The sequence below is a fragment of the Novosphingobium sp. AAP1 genome (genome assembly GCF_001295765.1).
Taxonomy (GTDB): Bacteria; Pseudomonadota; Alphaproteobacteria; order Sphingomonadales; family Sphingomonadaceae; genus Novosphingobium; species Novosphingobium capsulatum.
Genome location: NZ_LJHO01000002.1, coordinates 243,806 through 259,162 on the forward strand (window position 1 = coordinate 243,806; position 15,357 = coordinate 259,162).

The window sequence follows — 15,357 nt, forward strand, 5'->3', positions numbered from 1 at the left end:
AATTTCCCCCAGGTCCGTTCGCCCTGAGCCTGTCGAAGGGCCTATCCTGAAACCCTAGCGATTGCCGTCGATGAAATCCCCGAGCGGGCCCAGCACCGAACCTTCGCCGCGGTTGCTGCCCCCGCTGGGTATGGCAGCGGCGACGACGCGGCCGGCCAGGCGGGCAAAGGGCAGGGACTGAATCCACACTTTGCCCGGCCCGGTCAGCCGCGCAAAGAACAGGCCTTCGCCGCCAAACAGCACGCTGCGCACGCCGCCCGCGCGCACCAGGTCGAAATCGATCGAGGGCGTATAGGCGGCCAGGCACCCGGTATCGACATGGAGCTGTTCGCCCGGGGCAAGCTCGCGTTCCACCAGAGTGCCGCCCATCTGGACGAACACCCAGCCATCGCCATCCAGCCGCTGCATGACAAAGCCTTCGCCGCCAAACAGGCCGGTCATGATCCGGCGCTGGAACGCGATGCCGATCGATACGCCGCGCGCGGCCGCCAGAAAGCTGTCTTTCTGGCAGATCAGCGTGCCACCCAGGTCTGACAGCTTGAGCGGCAGGATCGTGCCCGGCACAGGCGCTGCAAACGCAACGCGTGCCTTGCCGTGGCCCTGGTGGGTGAACACGGTGGTGAACAGGCTGGCCCCGGTGACGAGGCGCTTGCCCGCGCCCAGCAGCTTGCCGATGAAGCCGCCGCCATCGCCGTCGCTGCCATCGCCAAACACGGTGGTCATCTCGATCGCGGCATCCTTCCAGACAAACGCGCCAGCCTCGGCCACGGCGCTCTCGCCGGGATCGAGTTCGATCTCGACGAACTGCAGGTCGTTGCCGCGAATGGCAAAGTCCACGTCATCGGCGACGCCGGCGCGGCGGCTGTGGCTCCAGGGGCTGCTGCTCATGGGAAATGCGGTCTCCTGATGGCGCGGGGCAGGGCGCCCACGCGCGGTGACGCAGCGAACCATGGCATGGCCGCAGCGCACGCTCCAGCCTGGTTCGTCGTGATGACGATGGCGCTCGATCGGTGACATGCACCGGTTGGATCGCACCTGATCCGGCATGGATCGGCTGGGCATATCAAAAGCCACAATCGCCTGTTATAGACAACGCGGGTGGCCAAGAGGATGAGGAGATTTTCGCGGCATGAATGACACGTTTTCGCGGGTGCTGTCGCCAAAGCGCTATGCCCTGAGTGCGATCATCCTCCACTGGTCGATCGCGGCGTTGCTGCTGTTTCAGGTGTCGCTCGGCTGGCGGCTGGAAGACCTGCCCAAGGGCACGGCCAGCTTTGCCGGCTACCAGTTTCACAAGTCGGTCGGCTTCCTGATCCTGGCGCTCAGCCTCGCGCGCCTGGGCGTGCGTCTGGTGGCGCGGCGCCCGGCACCGGCCGAAGGCGCGCCGGCGGTAAAGCTGCTGGTCAAGGTCGTGCACGTCCTGCTCTATGCGGTGATGATCGTGGGCCCGCTGTCGGGCTGGATCATGGTGTCCACCTCCAAGATCCGCATGCAGACCATGGTGTTCGGCAAGCTGCCGATGCCCAATCTGCCGGTCGGCCATGCCTGGCACGAGCCGGCCGAAACCATTCACGGCGCGCTTGGCCTGGTGACGCTGGGCCTGTTCGCGCTGCACGTCGCTGGCGCGCTGCGCCATCACTTCATGGGCGATGATCTGCTGGGCCGGATGATCCCGGCCAATACCCGTCGCGGGCTGACCATTGGTGTGGTTGTGGCGCTGATTTGCTCGGCCGGCGCGATGGCGCTTGCCAAGGTCTGGCCGTTTGGTGGCCCGGCGGTGGCGCCGGTTGCAGCCGCGTCGGCTGATCCCGATGGCGATGAGTCAGAAGCGGCCACCGATATGGCCAGCGATGCCGCGGTTCAGGCGCCGGCCAGCGCGGCGGCGCCCGTGGCCGATGCATCGGCTGGCACTGAAACTGCTGCCAAGGCGGTTGCCTGGCAACTCGCGCCCGGTGGCAAGCTTGGCTTCCACGCCACCTATTCGGGTGACGCGATCAACGGCAGCTTTGGCCGCTGGGACGCCAAGATCGTGTTCTCGCCCGATGATCTTGCCCATTCCACGCTGCGCGCTACGATCGATCTGGCTTCGGTCGGCACCGGCGATGCGCAGCGCGACGACATGCTCAAGGGCGACAATTTCTTCCGCGCCGCCGCACATCCTCAGGCGATCTATACAGCATCGCGTTTCCGCGCGCAGTCGCCCGGGCACTATGTCGCCGAAGGTACGCTGTCGCTGGCCGGCAAAATCCGGCCGGTGCCGCTGGCCTTTGTGCTGACGATCGATGGCGATCGGGCCACCGCGCACGGCACCGCCACGCTGTCACGCACCGCGTTTGGCGTCGGCACCGGTGAATGGGGTGGCACCGATACGCTGCTCGATGGCGTGACGGTCGATTTCGCGCTCAAGGCCAAGCGCCAGTCCTGATCCGCGTTCCCGCCCGCGCCTGGCCGATGCCGGGCGAGGGCGGGATGCGATCGGTCAGCGCGGCGGCGCGCCGGGCGATCCTTGCTGGCGCACCCCGGCAAAGAAGAAGCTGACATAGCGATCGGCCCAGCGCATGTGCTGCGCGCGATCCTGGCCGCCTTCGGAACTGGCCATCTTGTAGTGGCCTAACAGGCCTTCGAGCCAGAACCGTGCGGCGTTCTCGCAATCGTCGATGACGATCTCGCCCCGCTGCTGCGCCATTTCGAACAGGCTGCGAATCTTGTCGACCGCGTTGCGATAGACCATCGCGCGATAGCCGCCCTGCGGGCTGCCGGCCTCGGTATCGAGCCAGTCGATCAGCCGTTCCATCAGCTTGCCATCGGGGGAATGGAGCAGTTCCAGCGTTTCCACGGCGCGCAGGCGAAACGTTTCTGCAAGTGAACGGTCGCTTTGCAGCGCGGCGATGGCATCGCGGCGCTTGGCCACGGCGTGATGCACCAGCGCTTCCAGCAGTTCGCGCTTGCCGGCAAAGCGGGAATAGATCGTGGCCTTGCCGATATGGGCATGGCGCGCAACGCGATCGAACGTGAAGGTATCCAGCCCGCTGTCCAGCAAAACCTCCCAACTGGCGTCGAGAATCTTGCCGTAAAGCTGTTCCGCCTCTGCCACCGAGGGGCGCCCCCGCCGCGGCGCGGCGGGCGATGCCATGCCGTCGGTGGCCGGCGCGTCAGTGGCGGGCGGTTGATCCGTGCTGGAATGCGGCGGCAGAGTCATCGGCCGCACTCCCGTTGCCCGTGGCCGTCGCCGCATCGATCTGCGCGACGAAGGTGTACGACGCCGAAAATTCCGCTGCCGTTCCGGGCAAGGCCGATGCACTGTCGCGTGCCGCAATCTGTCCCGGCCGCTTTACGCATTCGCGATGTGCGGGGCAGGTCATTTCCAGCCCTTCCTGATAGGCCAGCCAGACGCGGCGGCCGATATCCGAAAACCAATCCATCCTTCCCAACCCTCTGTCCGAGTGGCTCACGCCTTTGCGGCGTCTTGTGAAGGAAAATTGACACAGATTCGGGCGTTCGCAAAGCGCTATAAACGGAACGGATCTGGCTCATTTCAGCGGTCCTGGGCCGGTGCCTGCCACCCCAGGCCAAGCGCCTTTTCCACGGCGATGAAATCGGTGGTCAGCTCTGCCGCGGCCGCTGCGGTGGCTTGGGCTGCCTGCACCTGCTGGCGTTGCGCGCTCAAGGCGTCGCTGCGGGCCACGGTGCCGGCATTGGCCCGCTGTTGCTGCAGGGCTTGCGCCCGCGCGGCCTGCGCCTGGCTATCCAGCGCCTTGCCATAGACCTGGCGCTGGCTGCCAAAGCGGGTGAGGGAGCCTTCGGCATCCTGCAGCGCGGTCAGCACGGTGTTGCGATAATTGGCTTCCTGCTCGGCATAGGCCTGGCGCTTGCTGGCCACCTGTGCCTTGTTGCGCCCACCATCGAACAGGCTCCAGCGGATTTGCGGCAGGGCCAGGCCGATGATCTTGGACGGATCGACCACATCGCCGATGCTGGTGCCACCCAGGCCCAGCAGGCCCATGAAGCTGATCTTGGGCAGGCCAGCTGCGATCTGTGCGCCGATGTCGGCATTGGCGGCGGCCAGCTGGCGCTCGGCCATGCGGATATCGGGGCGGTTGCGCAGCAGGCTGGCGGGATCGCCCACGGCCACGCTGGCCGGCGGCAACGGCAGCGGCGCCGGCGTGGTCAGCGTGGCATCGAGCGCGCCCGGTTCCTGCCCGGTCAGCACCGCCAGCTGATCGATGAGTACGGTGATATCGGCCCGCGTCTTGGCGCGGTCACCCTCGGTTTGCGAAGCCTGGCCACGGGCCTGGGCCAGCGGCTGCTCGGGCGCGGTGCCGCCTTGCAGCCGTTGCTGCGCCAGGTTGACCAGCTGGGCATCGATCGCCGCCTGCTGATCGAGCAGGGCCAGCACGGCCTGCTTGGCGCGCAGCGACACATAGGCGCGGGCGATTTCGGCCGACAGCGTCACGCGGGCATCATCGGCGCCGGCCTCGGCCGCTTCGGCACGGGCGCCGGCAGCGGTGATCTTGCTGCGGGTGCCGCCGAACAGGTCCAGTTCCCAGCTCGAGTCAAAGCCCACGTTGTAGATCGTGGTGTCGGTGCGGCCGGTATCGTTGCCACCCAGGATGTTGGAGGGCACGTTGATATAGGGCACCGCGCCCGAAACATTGAGCGTGGGGATCAGCGCGGTCTTGTTGGCGGCAAGGCCTGCGCGCGCCTGGGCGATGCGGGCATTGGCCGCCGCGATATTGGGCGAATTGGCCAGGCCCTTGTCGATCAGGCTGCCCAGCACCGGGTCATTGAGCGCATCCCACCAACGCGCGGTGGGCGCCGTGGCGGTGGTGGTGGCAGCGTCGCCACGCAGGAACGCGCTGCGGGCGGCGGCGCCCGGCGCAGCATCGGGCGCGCCGGCATACTTGGGGCCAACCGTGGTGCACCCGGCAAGGGCGGCGGACGCGAGCAGGGCGATGGCCAGGGGGCGGAAAGCCATGGGGCGTGAAGAATGTTGCATCAGTGCATCGCCATGTTGTGGTGGCCCTTGGGCAGGGGCCGGAGAAGGAAAACGAGCGGCAGGACGACAGCAATGCCGACCATCAGCGCGATGAACTCATCGGTGTAGGCCATGACCAGCGCTTGCTTGAGCACCATGCCGTCGATCGATTGCAGCGCGGCAGAAAGGCCGTCGGGCCCGCCACCAAACGAGGCAGCCTGGCTCGATACCCAGTCCTGCACGCTGGGGCTGTTGGCCGGCAGGGTTTCGTGGATCGACCAGCGGTGGAATTCCTCGCGCCGTTCCTGCAAGGTGGCGAGCAGGGCCAGCGCGATCGAGCCACCGAGGTTGCGCGCCGCGTTGAACAGGCCCGATGCGTCACCGGCTTCGTCGGGCTTGACGCTGGCAATAGCTGCCTGGTTGAGGAACAGCATCGACAGGGCCTGGCCGAGCCCACGCATCAGCTGCGATACGACAAAGTCGGACCCATCGGAGTTGACCGTCAGCGTGGTATCGAGCCAGCACGACCCGGCCATGATCAGCATCCCGGTCAAGACCACGTAGCGCAGGTCAAACCGCTTCACGAGCAGAGGGAACAGCGGCATCATCATGGCTGCCGGAATGCCCGACAGGAACACGATCTGCCCTGATTGATAGGCATTGTAGCCAGCGATCGCGGCCAGGAACTGCGGGATGACATAGGCCGTGCCATAGAGCACCGAACCGATCAGCAGACCCAGCACGAACACCGCGGCAAAAGCGCGGTTGCGCAACAGTGCGAGCTTGATCACTGGCCGTTTGGCAAAGAGCTGCCCGATCGAGATGAGGATGAACCCAACGATGGTCACCCCGGTCAGTTGCCAGATCAGCGTGGATTGAAACCACTGTTCGCGGTTGCCTTCCTCCAGCACCACGGTCAATCCGCCCAGGCCCAGTGCCAGGCCAAGAATGCCCAGCCAATCGGCGTTGAGCAACTCATCAAGGCGCATCTTGGTGTTGGACAGGCCAACCGTGAGGAACACCATCAGGATGATGCAGATCGGAATGTTGATGAAGAAGGCATAGTGCCACGAGAAATTCTCGGTCAGCCAGCCGCCGGCCAGTGGGCCCATGACCGGCCCCAGGATCAGCGTGGAACCGAACAGCGCGGTGCCTACCGGTTGCTGGTGGCGCGGCAGGCGCGTGGCGATGATGGTCATCCCGGTGGGAATCATTGCCCCGCCGGTGAAACCCTGGCCGACGCGTCCCACGATCATCATGGTCAGCGTGGTGGACAGGCCGCACACGATGGAAAAGCCGGTGAACAGCACCGAGGCGATCAGCAGGAACCGCTTGAGCCCGAACACGCGTTCCAGCCAGGCGGTGAGCGGGATGATGATGATCTCGGCCACCAGATAGCTGGTGGCGATCCACGTGCCTTCGGTGGAAGACGCGCCGATTTCGCCCTGGATGGTGGGCAGGGCCGAATTGACGATCGAGATGTCGAGCGTGGCCATCAGCGCGCCGATGGCTCCGGCCACCACGGCCAGCCAGGCGGTCAGATCGGCATTGCCAGAGCTGGAACCAGCCGCTGGCTTTGCCGCGCCACCCCCGTTGCCGGCCTCGGCCGGAAGGGTTGCGGCGGCCATTACTTGGCTCCCTGGTCCTGCTCGGCGCGGATCGCCTTGATGGCGCCCTTGGCGGCGCGGGTATCAACCTTGACCGTCAGCGACAGGCCAGGGACCAGCACCTTGCGCGATTCCTCGCCCGCGTTGATGCGGATGCGCACCGGCACGCGCTGGACGATCTTGGTGAAGTTGCCGGTCGCGTTCTGCGGCGGGATCAGCGAGAAGTTCGCACCCGTGCCCGGCGTGATCGAATCCACCACGCCGTGGAAATCGACGTCAGGCAGCGCGTCGACATGCATCGTCACCGGCTGGCCGGGGCGCATCAGGCCGATCTGGGTTTCCTTGAAATTGGCTTCCACATAGATCGCCTGGGTCGGCACGATGGTCAGCAGGCGCTGGCCGGGCTGCACGAACTGGCCAAGGCGCACGGCCGAGGAGCCGACCTTGCCGGCGATCGGCGCGACGATGCGTGTGGTGCCGACATCGTTGCGGGCGGCCTGGCGGCTGGCCTCGGCAGAGGCGATCTGCGCGCTGGCCTGCTGTACCTGGGCCTTGGTCGTGGCGATCTTGCTGGCGGCGGCCTCGACCATCGCCTGCTTGGCGCGCACATCGGCTGCGGCCTTGTCGCGCGCGCTGGTCAGCTGGTCGAGCTGGGTGCGCGGTTCGGCGCCACTGGCGGCGAGCGGGGCATAGCGCGCGACTTCGCTGCTGTAGTACGCCAGGTCGCGCTGCGAGGCGGCGAGGGCGGCCTTGGCCTGGTTGAGGCTGGCCTGTGCTTCGGCGATGCCGGCAGAAGTCGCCTGCTCGGCGGCGCGGGCCACGCTGACCTGGGCATCGGCCTGATTCAGCTTGGCGCTGTAATCGGTTGGATCGATCTGCACCAGGAAAGCGCCGGCAGGAACCTGCTGGTTATCGGCGACGCCAATCTGCCGCACATACCCGGCCAGCTTGGAGCTGACGGTCACGCCATCGGCCTTCACATAGGCATCGTCGGTCGACTGGATGTACTGGCCGTTGTTGCGATAATCGATGAAGGCATAAATGCCATAGACCAGGCCCACCGCCGCCACGCCCAGTGCGATGCGGCCGATCAGCTTCTTGCGGCCGCTGGTCGCGGGCGCGGTCTCTTCGGCAGGTTCGGTGGAGGGGGTTGCGGCTGCGGTGTCGGGGGCGGGCATCGGGGGCTTCCTGTCAGATCAACAAAAATGGAACGAGACAGTTTAGTTCAATATTGGCGCAATTGGCGAGCGGTGCCTTGGGCTGCAAGTGAAAGTTTTCGAAGCGAGCTTGCGAAAATTGCAACCTGAAACATCAACATGTTGGCGGTAAAAGGTTTTCTAAGGCAATCCGTGTGCTGCCAGCGCCCAGGCGTGGGTTTTCAGGCCGGCGGGAACCAAGGCTTGCAGGCGCTGCAATTCGCAGCTGCGCAATTGGTTCCCTGCGCCGACGCTGTCCAAAGTCCATGTCGGGGCAAGACGCATGGATGCGATCAGCGCTGGGAGCGTCTTATCGAAAGGATCAATCAATCTGGGCGGAATTGATCATTGGCAATCGTCGGCGCCCATGCCTAATTGCTGCCCTGCAACGAGGGGCGCTGATGCGCTGTGGCGTGTCTTGCCCCTCTTGCCAGCATTCATTTCAGCCACGACCAACCACAAGGAAGTCGAACCCATGTCGATCGTCGGAACCAAGCTCAAGCCGTTCCAGGCCACTGCCTATCTCCAGGGCAAGTTCGTCGATGTCAGCGATGCTGACGTCCTGGGCAAGTGGGCCGTGTTCTTCTTCTACCCGGCCGATTTCACCTTCGTGTGCCCGACCGAGCTGGAAGACCTCGCCGACAAGTATGAAGAGCTCAAGGGCTTGGGCGTGGAAGTCTATTCGGTGTCGACCGACACCCACTTCAGCCACAAGGCTTGGCATGACAGCTCGCCGGCCATCGGCAAGATCAACTACTACATGCTGGGTGACCAGAACCACACCATTTCCAACAACTTCGGCATCCTGCGCGAAGGCGTTGGCCTGGCCGACCGCGGCACCTTCGTGGTCGATCCCGATGGCGTGATCCAGCTGGTCGAAATCACCCCCGAAGGCGTGGGCCGCAATGCCACCGAACTGCTGCGCAAGATCAAGGCTGCCAAGTACTGGCGCGAAAATCCCGGCCAGGTTTGCCCGGCCAAGTGGGAAGAAGGCGCCGAAACGCTTGCTCCCTCGATCGATCTCGTCGGCAAGATCTGATTCTTGCTGCCTGAACCGGGGTGGGCCAGCGCGCCCGCCCCGAACCCGGGCACCCCGGCCCCTTGCGCGCGCCCACGCGGCGCCGGCGCCTTCATCGGCCGGGAAAGCCCCCAAATGTCTGCCCGCTCCGCCCATCCCAGGCGTGAGGCCGTCCATGGCCCCACGCGGCACGCACCCTCCTGCCTGAGAGAAACACGCCATGCCTATTCTTGACGCCCCCACTACTGCCCAGCTCAAGGGCCTGCTTGGCAACCTGCGCCGCCCGATCGAACTGGTCGCGAGCCTGGACGATAGTGCCAAGTCTGCTGACACCCGCAGCCTGGTCGAAGAAATCGCCGCGCTGAGCGACAAGGTTTCGGTGCGCCTCGACGGGCAGGATGCCCGCCGCCCGAGCTTTGCCATCCGCGCGGATGAAGGGCGGGCGCAGGCGGTGTTTGCCGGCCTGCCGCTGGGCCACGAATTTACCTCGCTGATCCTGGCGCTGCTGCATGTGGGTGGTCACCCGCCCAAGGAAGACGCGGAACTGCTCGATGCGGTGCGCAACCTTGATGGGCCGCTGCATTTCGAGACGTTCTTCTCGCTCTCGTGCCAGAACTGCCCCGACGTGGTGCAGGCGCTCAACATCATGGCCGCGCTCAACCCCGATATCACGCACGTGGCGATCGATGGCGCGCTGTTCCAGGACGAGGTGGAGCGCCGCAAGGTGATGGCCGTGCCGACCGTCTATCTCAATGGCGAGCAGTTCGGCCAGGGCCGCATGGATCTGGCGCAGATCGTGGCCAAGCTCGACACCGGATCGGTGGCCCGCGCGGCGGAAAAGATCGCCGCCAAGGACCCGTTCGACGTGCTGGTGGTCGGCGGTGGCCCGGCCGGCGCGGCAGCGGCGATCTATGCCGCGCGCAAGGGCATCCGCACCGGCGTGGTGGCCGAACGCTTCGGCGGCCAGGTGCTCGATACCATGGGCATCGAGAACTTCATTTCGGTGCCGCACACCGAAGGGCCCAAGCTGGTCGCCCAGCTGGAACAGCACGTGAAGGACTATGAAATCGACGTCATGAACGTGCAGGCGGCGGTCAAGCTCAAGCCGGCCAATGGCGATGGGCTGCACCACATCGAACTGGCCAGCGGCGCAAGCGTCAAGGCCAAGATCGTGATCCTGTCGACCGGGGCCCGCTGGCGCCAGATGGGCGTGCCCGGCGAAGAGGAATATCGCAACAAGGGCGTGGCTTATTGCCCGCACTGCGATGGGCCGCTGTTCAAGGGCAAGCGCACCGCCGTGATCGGCGGCGGCAATTCGGGCGTGGAAGCCGCGATCGACCTGGCTGGCCTTGTCCGCCATGTCACCCTGATCGAGTTCGACAGCCAGCTGCGCGCCGATGCCGTATTGCAGACCAAGCTGCGCAGCCTGCCCAACGTGACGATCATCACCTCGGCCATGACCACGCAAGTGCTGGGCGATGGCCACAAGGTGACGGCGCTGGTCTACAAGAACCGTGAGACCGGCGAGGAACACACCGTCGAACTGGAAGGTATCTTCGTGCAGATCGGCCTGGTGCCCAACACCGAATGGCTGGGCGGTAGCATCGCCATGACCAACCGTGGCGAGATCGAGGTGGACGCTCACAATGCCACCAGCCTCGACGGCGTGTTTGCTGCGGGTGACTGCACCACGGTGCCGTTCAAGCAGATCGTCATCGCCATGGGCGAGGGCGCCAAGGCCTCGCTGGCGGCGTTTGATTATCTGATCCGGCACTAAGGCCAGATAACATTCCCTCCCCCCGACCCCCTCCCGCCTGCGGGAGGGGGTGGGTAAAAGCCCCCTCTTCTTCAGAGGAGAGGGTTTGGGGGTGGTGGAAACCTGGCGCTAGGCATCGCACCACCCCCCGCCCCCCCTCCTCTGAAGAGGAGGGGGAGAATGTGGCCAAGCCCACCCCGCTTTCGACAACCTTTTCCCCCAATCCCCTTGCCGCCACGGCCCTGCGCGCTAAGAGCGAGGCGTGAGCGCAACCATCGTCATCGGCGCCGACGACCGGTCGGGCGCCTCCGTCCGCATCGATGTTGAGGAACTGCTGGCCACGCGCCTTCTGGTGCAGGGCAACAGCGGCTCGGGCAAGTCGCACCTGCTGCGCCGGATCCTGGAGCAGAGCGCCAGCGTGGTGCAGCAGGTGGTGATCGATCCGGAAGGCGATTTCGTCAGCCTGGCCGAACCGTTTGGCCATGTCGTGGTCGATGGATCGGCCTATGACGGCACCGAGATCGTCAAGCTGGCCGCACGCATCCGCCAGCATCGCGCCTCGGTTATCCTGGCGCTCGACGGGCTGGAGCTGGAAGCGCAGATGCGCTGCGCCGCCGTGTTCATGAACACCCTGTTCGATGCCCCGCGCGACCAGTGGTATCCCGCGCTGGTGGTGGTGGACGAGGCGCAGATGTTTGCGCCTGCCGCCGCCGGTGATGTGGCCGACGATGTGCGCCGCCTCTCGCTGGCGGCGATGACCAACCTGATGTGCCGTGGCCGCAAGCGCGGGCTGGCAGGGATCATCGCCACGCAGCGCCTGGCCAAACTGGCCAAGAACGTCGCGGCCGAAGCATCCAACTTCCTGATGGGGCGCACCTTCCTGGATATCGACATGGCCCGCGCCGCCGATCTCCTCGGCATGGAGCGGCGCCAGGCCGAACAGATCCGCGACTTGGAGCGCGGCCATTTCCTGGCGCTGGGCCCGGCGATCTGCCGCCGCCCGGTGGGGGTGAAGATCGCCGACGTGGAAACGCGCGCGCGCAACGTGGTGCATGGCCTGATGCCGATGCCCAATGCCGCGGGCGAGGAGATGGAGGCGCTGCTGATGGCAGAGCCGCTGATGTTCGATCCGCTGCCCACCCCGCCAGAGCCGGAAGAGACCGCACCCGAAAGCGGCGAACTGCTGGAGCAGATCGAAAGCAGCGTGCCCGCCGCCGAGCAGGTGGAACCGCCGGCCGAGCCCAGCCTGTTTGCCGCCGAGGAAACCGCTGCCGATATTGCCGCGATCCTGGCGGAAATGGCAGCGGAGCCGGATTGCACGTTCCAGCCTGCGGCGCAGCTCTATCAGGATTTCACCGTGCGCTGCCGCATGCAGCGGCTGGGCCAGGTGGGCATCGACCTGGCCGCGTTCCGCCGCCGCTTTGCCATGGCGGTGGCCGGCATCCCCGACGATCGCGAGCCGCGCTGGCAACCGGCGCTCAAGCTGGCCGAAGGCGTGGCGGATGATTTGCTTGCCCCGTTCCTGGTGCTGGCCGTGGCAGCCGTCGAAGGCCTGCCGTGCCCGGATGACGAGCGCATGGCCGAGATCTATGGCACGCGCAGCCCGGGGCGCATCCGCCGCCTGCTCGATCACCTCGAAAAGAGCGGGCTGATCGTGGTGCGCACCGATTATGGCGGGCGCCGCTCCATCGGTATTCCCGGTCTGGGCATGACGACGGCACCGGTCGAAGCCTGAACCTTGGCGGTTTGCGGCCTGTTGCGCCGCAAAACATTTGCGCAAAAACGGTTCGTATGCCTAATGGACTTGATGCGGTAACATTCTGTGCCGCAGTGTGTCTTGAAAGGTTGCGCTTTGGCGTCCGAAGTTCTTACCCGTCAATCAGTTACGCCCGAACTGGTGCTGGATGGGCTGGATTCGGTCCTGGGCCTGCACATCGGCACAACTAATACGCTGTTCGTCTCGCGGCTGGAACGCCAGCTTGAACCGCTCAGCGTCACGCCCAAGCAGGTGGCGATCCTGTGGCTGGTCAACGCCAACCCCGGCGTGAAGCAGACCGACCTTTCGCGCTTTTTCAAGATCGAGCGCCCGACCGTGCACCAGTTCGTGCGCCAGTTGATGCGCAATGGCTATCTCGTCAACGAGCCGTCGAAGCTCGATCGCCGCGCTGGTGGGCTGTGGGTCACCGAAAGCGGCTTGATCACCCTGGCCGAGGCGCGGCGCGTGATCGTGGCGCATGAAGACGAATTGACCGCATGCCTGACCGTGCGCGAGCGGTCCGAATTGTTCCGCATCCTGATGAAAGTCTATCTTTCCGCCCCTTCCAAGGAAGGGTGACGGCCGGGACGCCGGCGGCCTGTGCGGCACGGCCCGTTCAGCACCTTGTCAGCCAGCGTGTGACATGGTCTGAAATCACGCGGGCCGGAATGTGGCCCGCCCGGGAGACCGTGATGAAGCTTGCTCGTTTTTCTGTTGTGGCGCTGGGCGCCTTGGGGCTGGCAATGGGGGTTGCCGGAACGGTGGCACCGGCTGCGGCGGCCGAAGGCGGTGATCCCGCGCATGGCCGTACCGTGGCGGCGCGCTGCCTGGCGTGCCACGATCTCAACACCGGGGCGACGCGGCTTGGCCCCTCGCTCAAGGGCGTGATCGGGCGGAAGGCTGGCTCGCTGCCGGGCTATGCCTATTCCGATGCGATGAAGAGCAGCGGCGTGACGTGGACGCCCGATACGCTCAACACCTATCTCAAGAGCCCGACCACCTATGTGAAGGGCACCAAGATGGCCTTTGCCGGTCTGCCCGATGCCAAAGACCGCGCAGACGTGATCGCCTATCTGCAACAGGCGACCAAGTAACACCGGTCTATTCGGCAATCACCAGTTGCACGCCGGCGTCGCGTATTGCGGCGGCGGCGGCGGCGGGAATGCCGGCGTCGGTGATGAGGGTGTCAACCTCGTCCAGCCCGCACACGATCGTGCCCGAACGGGTGGTGAACTTGCTGCTGTCGACCAGCAGGATCACCTGTTCGGCGCGGTCGATCAGGCGGCGTTCTGCTGCCACCAGCACGACATCGGCCTGCATGACGCCGGCCGCGCCCACCGACGCTGCGCCCATGAACAGCTTGGGCGCATGAAAGCGTGGCATCGATTCCTCGCCCGCCGCGGCCAGGATGATGTTCTGTTCGCGAAACACCGCGCCCGATGGCACCAGGATGCGCGTGCCGGGCTGCGGCAGCAGCGCGTTGACGATATAGAGCGAGTTGGTCAGCACCTGGAGATCGAGCCCGGCCAGATGCGGGCACATCTGCAAGGTGGTGGTACCGCCATCGAGCATGATGCCTTCGCCGGGCTGGCATAGCGCTGCGGCTGCCCGGCCGATCGCCTGCTTGGCCGCAAGGTTTTCCGTAATGGCCTGTTCGAACGGCGTGCCCGACAGGTGAAAGCCGACCGGGCGGGCAGGCGCCTCGGCGCCATCAGCCAGACGCGCGCCGCCATGCACGCGCACGATGCGCCCCTCGCTTTCCAGGCGCGACAGATCACGCCGGATCGTGGCGGGAGAGGCATCAAGCATCGCCTCGAGGTCGCGATAGCTCACGAAACCCGTGGGGCCGATCGCTTCGACGATCAACCGTTCGCGTTCCGCTGCATGCATGGCCCTGGCTCGTCCCTTTTCATTCCGGCAAGCGCTGGCTTATGCCCGCCTGCGCGCTCAAAAGCCATCATCTTCGCGCATGGGCTGCGTCAGGCAGCGGCCTGCAGCATGTTGCCCGCGCCGATCACCACGGTGGCGCCGACCAGCAGGGCGATGCCGCTCCACACGATGGTGCGGGTGCGCGCACTCGTGCCGCTCCATTCCTTGAGGGCAAAGCCCCATAGCGTGGAAAACAGGATGATCGAGGCCATGTGCAGCGTCCACGACGAGAAGCCGTACTTGCCCATCTGGCTTTCGCCCATGGTGTAGAAGAAGAACTGGCCATACCACAGCGTGCCGCCCAGCGCGGCGAGGGCATAGTTGCGCAGCAGCGGTGCGCGCCCGGTGCCGTCATTGGCCGCGCCCAGGAACTGCCCGGCGCTCCGGTTGCGCGCGATAAGGATCAGGCACCAGACCAGGTTGGTGGTTAGCCCGCCGGCAAGCACGACACACAGCACTGGCAGCCCCTGGCTGAGCGGATCGGTGCCAGCGGCCAGGGTCAGATCGCGGATCGGCTGCCCGGCATCGAGGCCCCAAGCAAAGCAGCCTGACATGACGCCGGAAAAGATCGCGATCAGGATGCCTTTCCTGAGGTTGAACTCTGCCACGCCCACGCTGGCGGTGCCGCCCAGGTCACGCTGCTTGGCGCTGCCGGCGCGGGCAACGACGATGATGCCGACAAGCGTGATGGCAATGCCCAGCAACGTGAGCTTGCCGCTGGTGGTGGCGGCAATATCGCCCAGCGTGCCATGGAAGATCGGCGGGCCCATCGTGCCGATCACGGTGGTGAGGCCCAGCGCCACGGCCATGCCCAGCGAGAGGCCGAGATAGCGCATGGTGAGGCCAAAGGTCAGCCCGCCAAAGCCCCACATCGCGCCCCAGAACCAACACCACAGCAAAGTCTGGCGCGGCGCGGCGGCGAGCACGCCAAGCAGATCATGCGTGCGCAGCGAGGCAAACAGCCAAGGCGCGATCGCCCACGAGAACAGCCCGCCCGCCAGCCAGAACACCTCCCACGACCAGCGGCTGATCCGCTTGTACGGCACATAGAAACTGGCCGAGGAAAAGCCCCCCAGCCAGTGAAACAGCACGCCCAGTGCCGGATTTCCGCCCATCGTCG

General features: G+C 65.7%; 15 protein-coding genes. 6 read left to right on the top strand and 9 right to left on the bottom strand.

All coding sequences use genetic code 11. The annotated features are described in order from the left end of the window. Window positions 1-54: 54 nt before the first annotated feature. Window positions 55-888: a TIGR00266 family protein gene (locus tag IP65_RS05100; RefSeq protein ID WP_054131236.1), complete on the bottom strand. Its 834-nt coding sequence runs from the start codon at window positions 886-888 to the stop codon at window positions 55-57. A gap of 241 nt (window positions 889-1,129) precedes the next feature. Between IP65_RS05100 and IP65_RS05105 the strand changes: the two genes are divergently transcribed. Next, window positions 1,130-2,425, top strand: coding sequence for a cytochrome b/b6 domain-containing protein (locus tag IP65_RS05105; protein WP_054131043.1), 1,296 nt, complete (start codon window positions 1,130-1,132; stop codon window positions 2,423-2,425). Between the two features lie 54 nt (window positions 2,426-2,479). Here IP65_RS05105 and IP65_RS05110 read toward each other — a convergent pair whose 3' ends face one another. From IP65_RS05110 to IP65_RS21665, 6 genes are all read right to left on the bottom strand, one after another. After that, complete coding sequence (locus IP65_RS05110) at window positions 2,480-3,199, bottom strand: TetR/AcrR family transcriptional regulator (protein WP_231627559.1); 720 nt, start codon at window positions 3,197-3,199, stop codon at window positions 2,480-2,482. Next, complete coding sequence (locus tag IP65_RS05115) at window positions 3,153-3,422, bottom strand: hypothetical protein (protein ID WP_054131044.1); 270 nt, start codon at window positions 3,420-3,422, stop codon at window positions 3,153-3,155. Before IP65_RS05115 ends, IP65_RS05110 begins: the two co-directional genes overlap by 47 nt. A gap of 113 nt (window positions 3,423-3,535) precedes the next feature. Further along, a complete protein-coding gene (locus IP65_RS05120; protein ID WP_082349787.1) occupies window positions 3,536-4,975 on the bottom strand; it encodes an efflux transporter outer membrane subunit in 1,440 nt (479 codons plus the stop codon). Window positions 4,976-4,995: 20 nt separating this feature from the next. Next, a complete protein-coding gene (locus IP65_RS05125; protein WP_022677017.1) occupies window positions 4,996-6,603 on the bottom strand; it encodes an MDR family MFS transporter in 1,608 nt (535 codons plus the stop codon). Beyond that, window positions 6,603-7,760 (bottom strand): HlyD family secretion protein, encoded by a 1,158-nt coding sequence (locus tag IP65_RS05130; RefSeq protein WP_022677018.1) that lies wholly within the window; start codon window positions 7,758-7,760, stop codon window positions 6,603-6,605. The genes IP65_RS05125 and IP65_RS05130 overlap by 1 nt, the downstream gene beginning before the upstream one ends. Before the next feature lie 159 nt (window positions 7,761-7,919). Then, the gene (locus IP65_RS21665) at window positions 7,920-8,108 is read right to left on the bottom strand and encodes a hypothetical protein (RefSeq protein WP_158441994.1); all 189 of its coding nucleotides are present in this window, start codon (window positions 8,106-8,108) and stop codon (window positions 7,920-7,922) included. A 145-nt stretch (window positions 8,109-8,253) separates the two neighbouring features. Between IP65_RS21665 and ahpC the strand changes: the two genes are divergently transcribed. The 5 genes from ahpC (at window position 8,254) to IP65_RS05155 (ending at window position 13,402) form a co-directional block, all read left to right on the top strand. Further along, entirely contained in the window at window positions 8,254-8,817 is a 564-nt protein-coding gene (gene ahpC / locus IP65_RS05135) for an alkyl hydroperoxide reductase subunit C (protein ID WP_022677019.1), read from the top strand. 205 nt (window positions 8,818-9,022) lie between these two features. Further along, window positions 9,023-10,573: an alkyl hydroperoxide reductase subunit F gene (gene ahpF / locus IP65_RS05140; RefSeq protein WP_197279228.1), complete on the top strand. Its 1,551-nt coding sequence runs from the start codon at window positions 9,023-9,025 to the stop codon at window positions 10,571-10,573. Window positions 10,574-10,814: 241 nt separating this feature from the next. Continuing rightward, complete coding sequence (locus IP65_RS05145) at window positions 10,815-12,287, top strand: ATP-binding protein (protein WP_054131046.1); 1,473 nt, start codon at window positions 10,815-10,817, stop codon at window positions 12,285-12,287. A 117-nt stretch (window positions 12,288-12,404) separates the two neighbouring features. Further along, window positions 12,405-12,887: a MarR family winged helix-turn-helix transcriptional regulator gene (locus tag IP65_RS05150; RefSeq protein ID WP_054131047.1), complete on the top strand. Its 483-nt coding sequence runs from the start codon at window positions 12,405-12,407 to the stop codon at window positions 12,885-12,887. A gap of 113 nt (window positions 12,888-13,000) precedes the next feature. Continuing rightward, on the top strand, window positions 13,001-13,402 hold the full coding sequence (locus IP65_RS05155; protein WP_054131239.1) for a cytochrome c family protein: 402 nt from the start codon (window positions 13,001-13,003) through the stop codon (window positions 13,400-13,402). 7 nt (window positions 13,403-13,409) lie between these two features. Here IP65_RS05155 and IP65_RS05160 read toward each other — a convergent pair whose 3' ends face one another. After that, window positions 13,410-14,198 carry a DeoR/GlpR family DNA-binding transcription regulator gene (locus IP65_RS05160; RefSeq protein WP_022677024.1) on the bottom strand — a complete coding sequence of 263 codons (789 nt, stop codon included), beginning with the start codon at window positions 14,196-14,198 and terminating at the stop codon, window positions 13,410-13,412. A gap of 89 nt (window positions 14,199-14,287) precedes the next feature. Further along, on the bottom strand, window positions 14,288-15,352 hold the full coding sequence (gene rhaT / locus IP65_RS05165; RefSeq protein WP_054131048.1) for an L-rhamnose/proton symporter RhaT: 1,065 nt from the start codon (window positions 15,350-15,352) through the stop codon (window positions 14,288-14,290). Window positions 15,353-15,357: the final 5 nt, after the last annotated feature.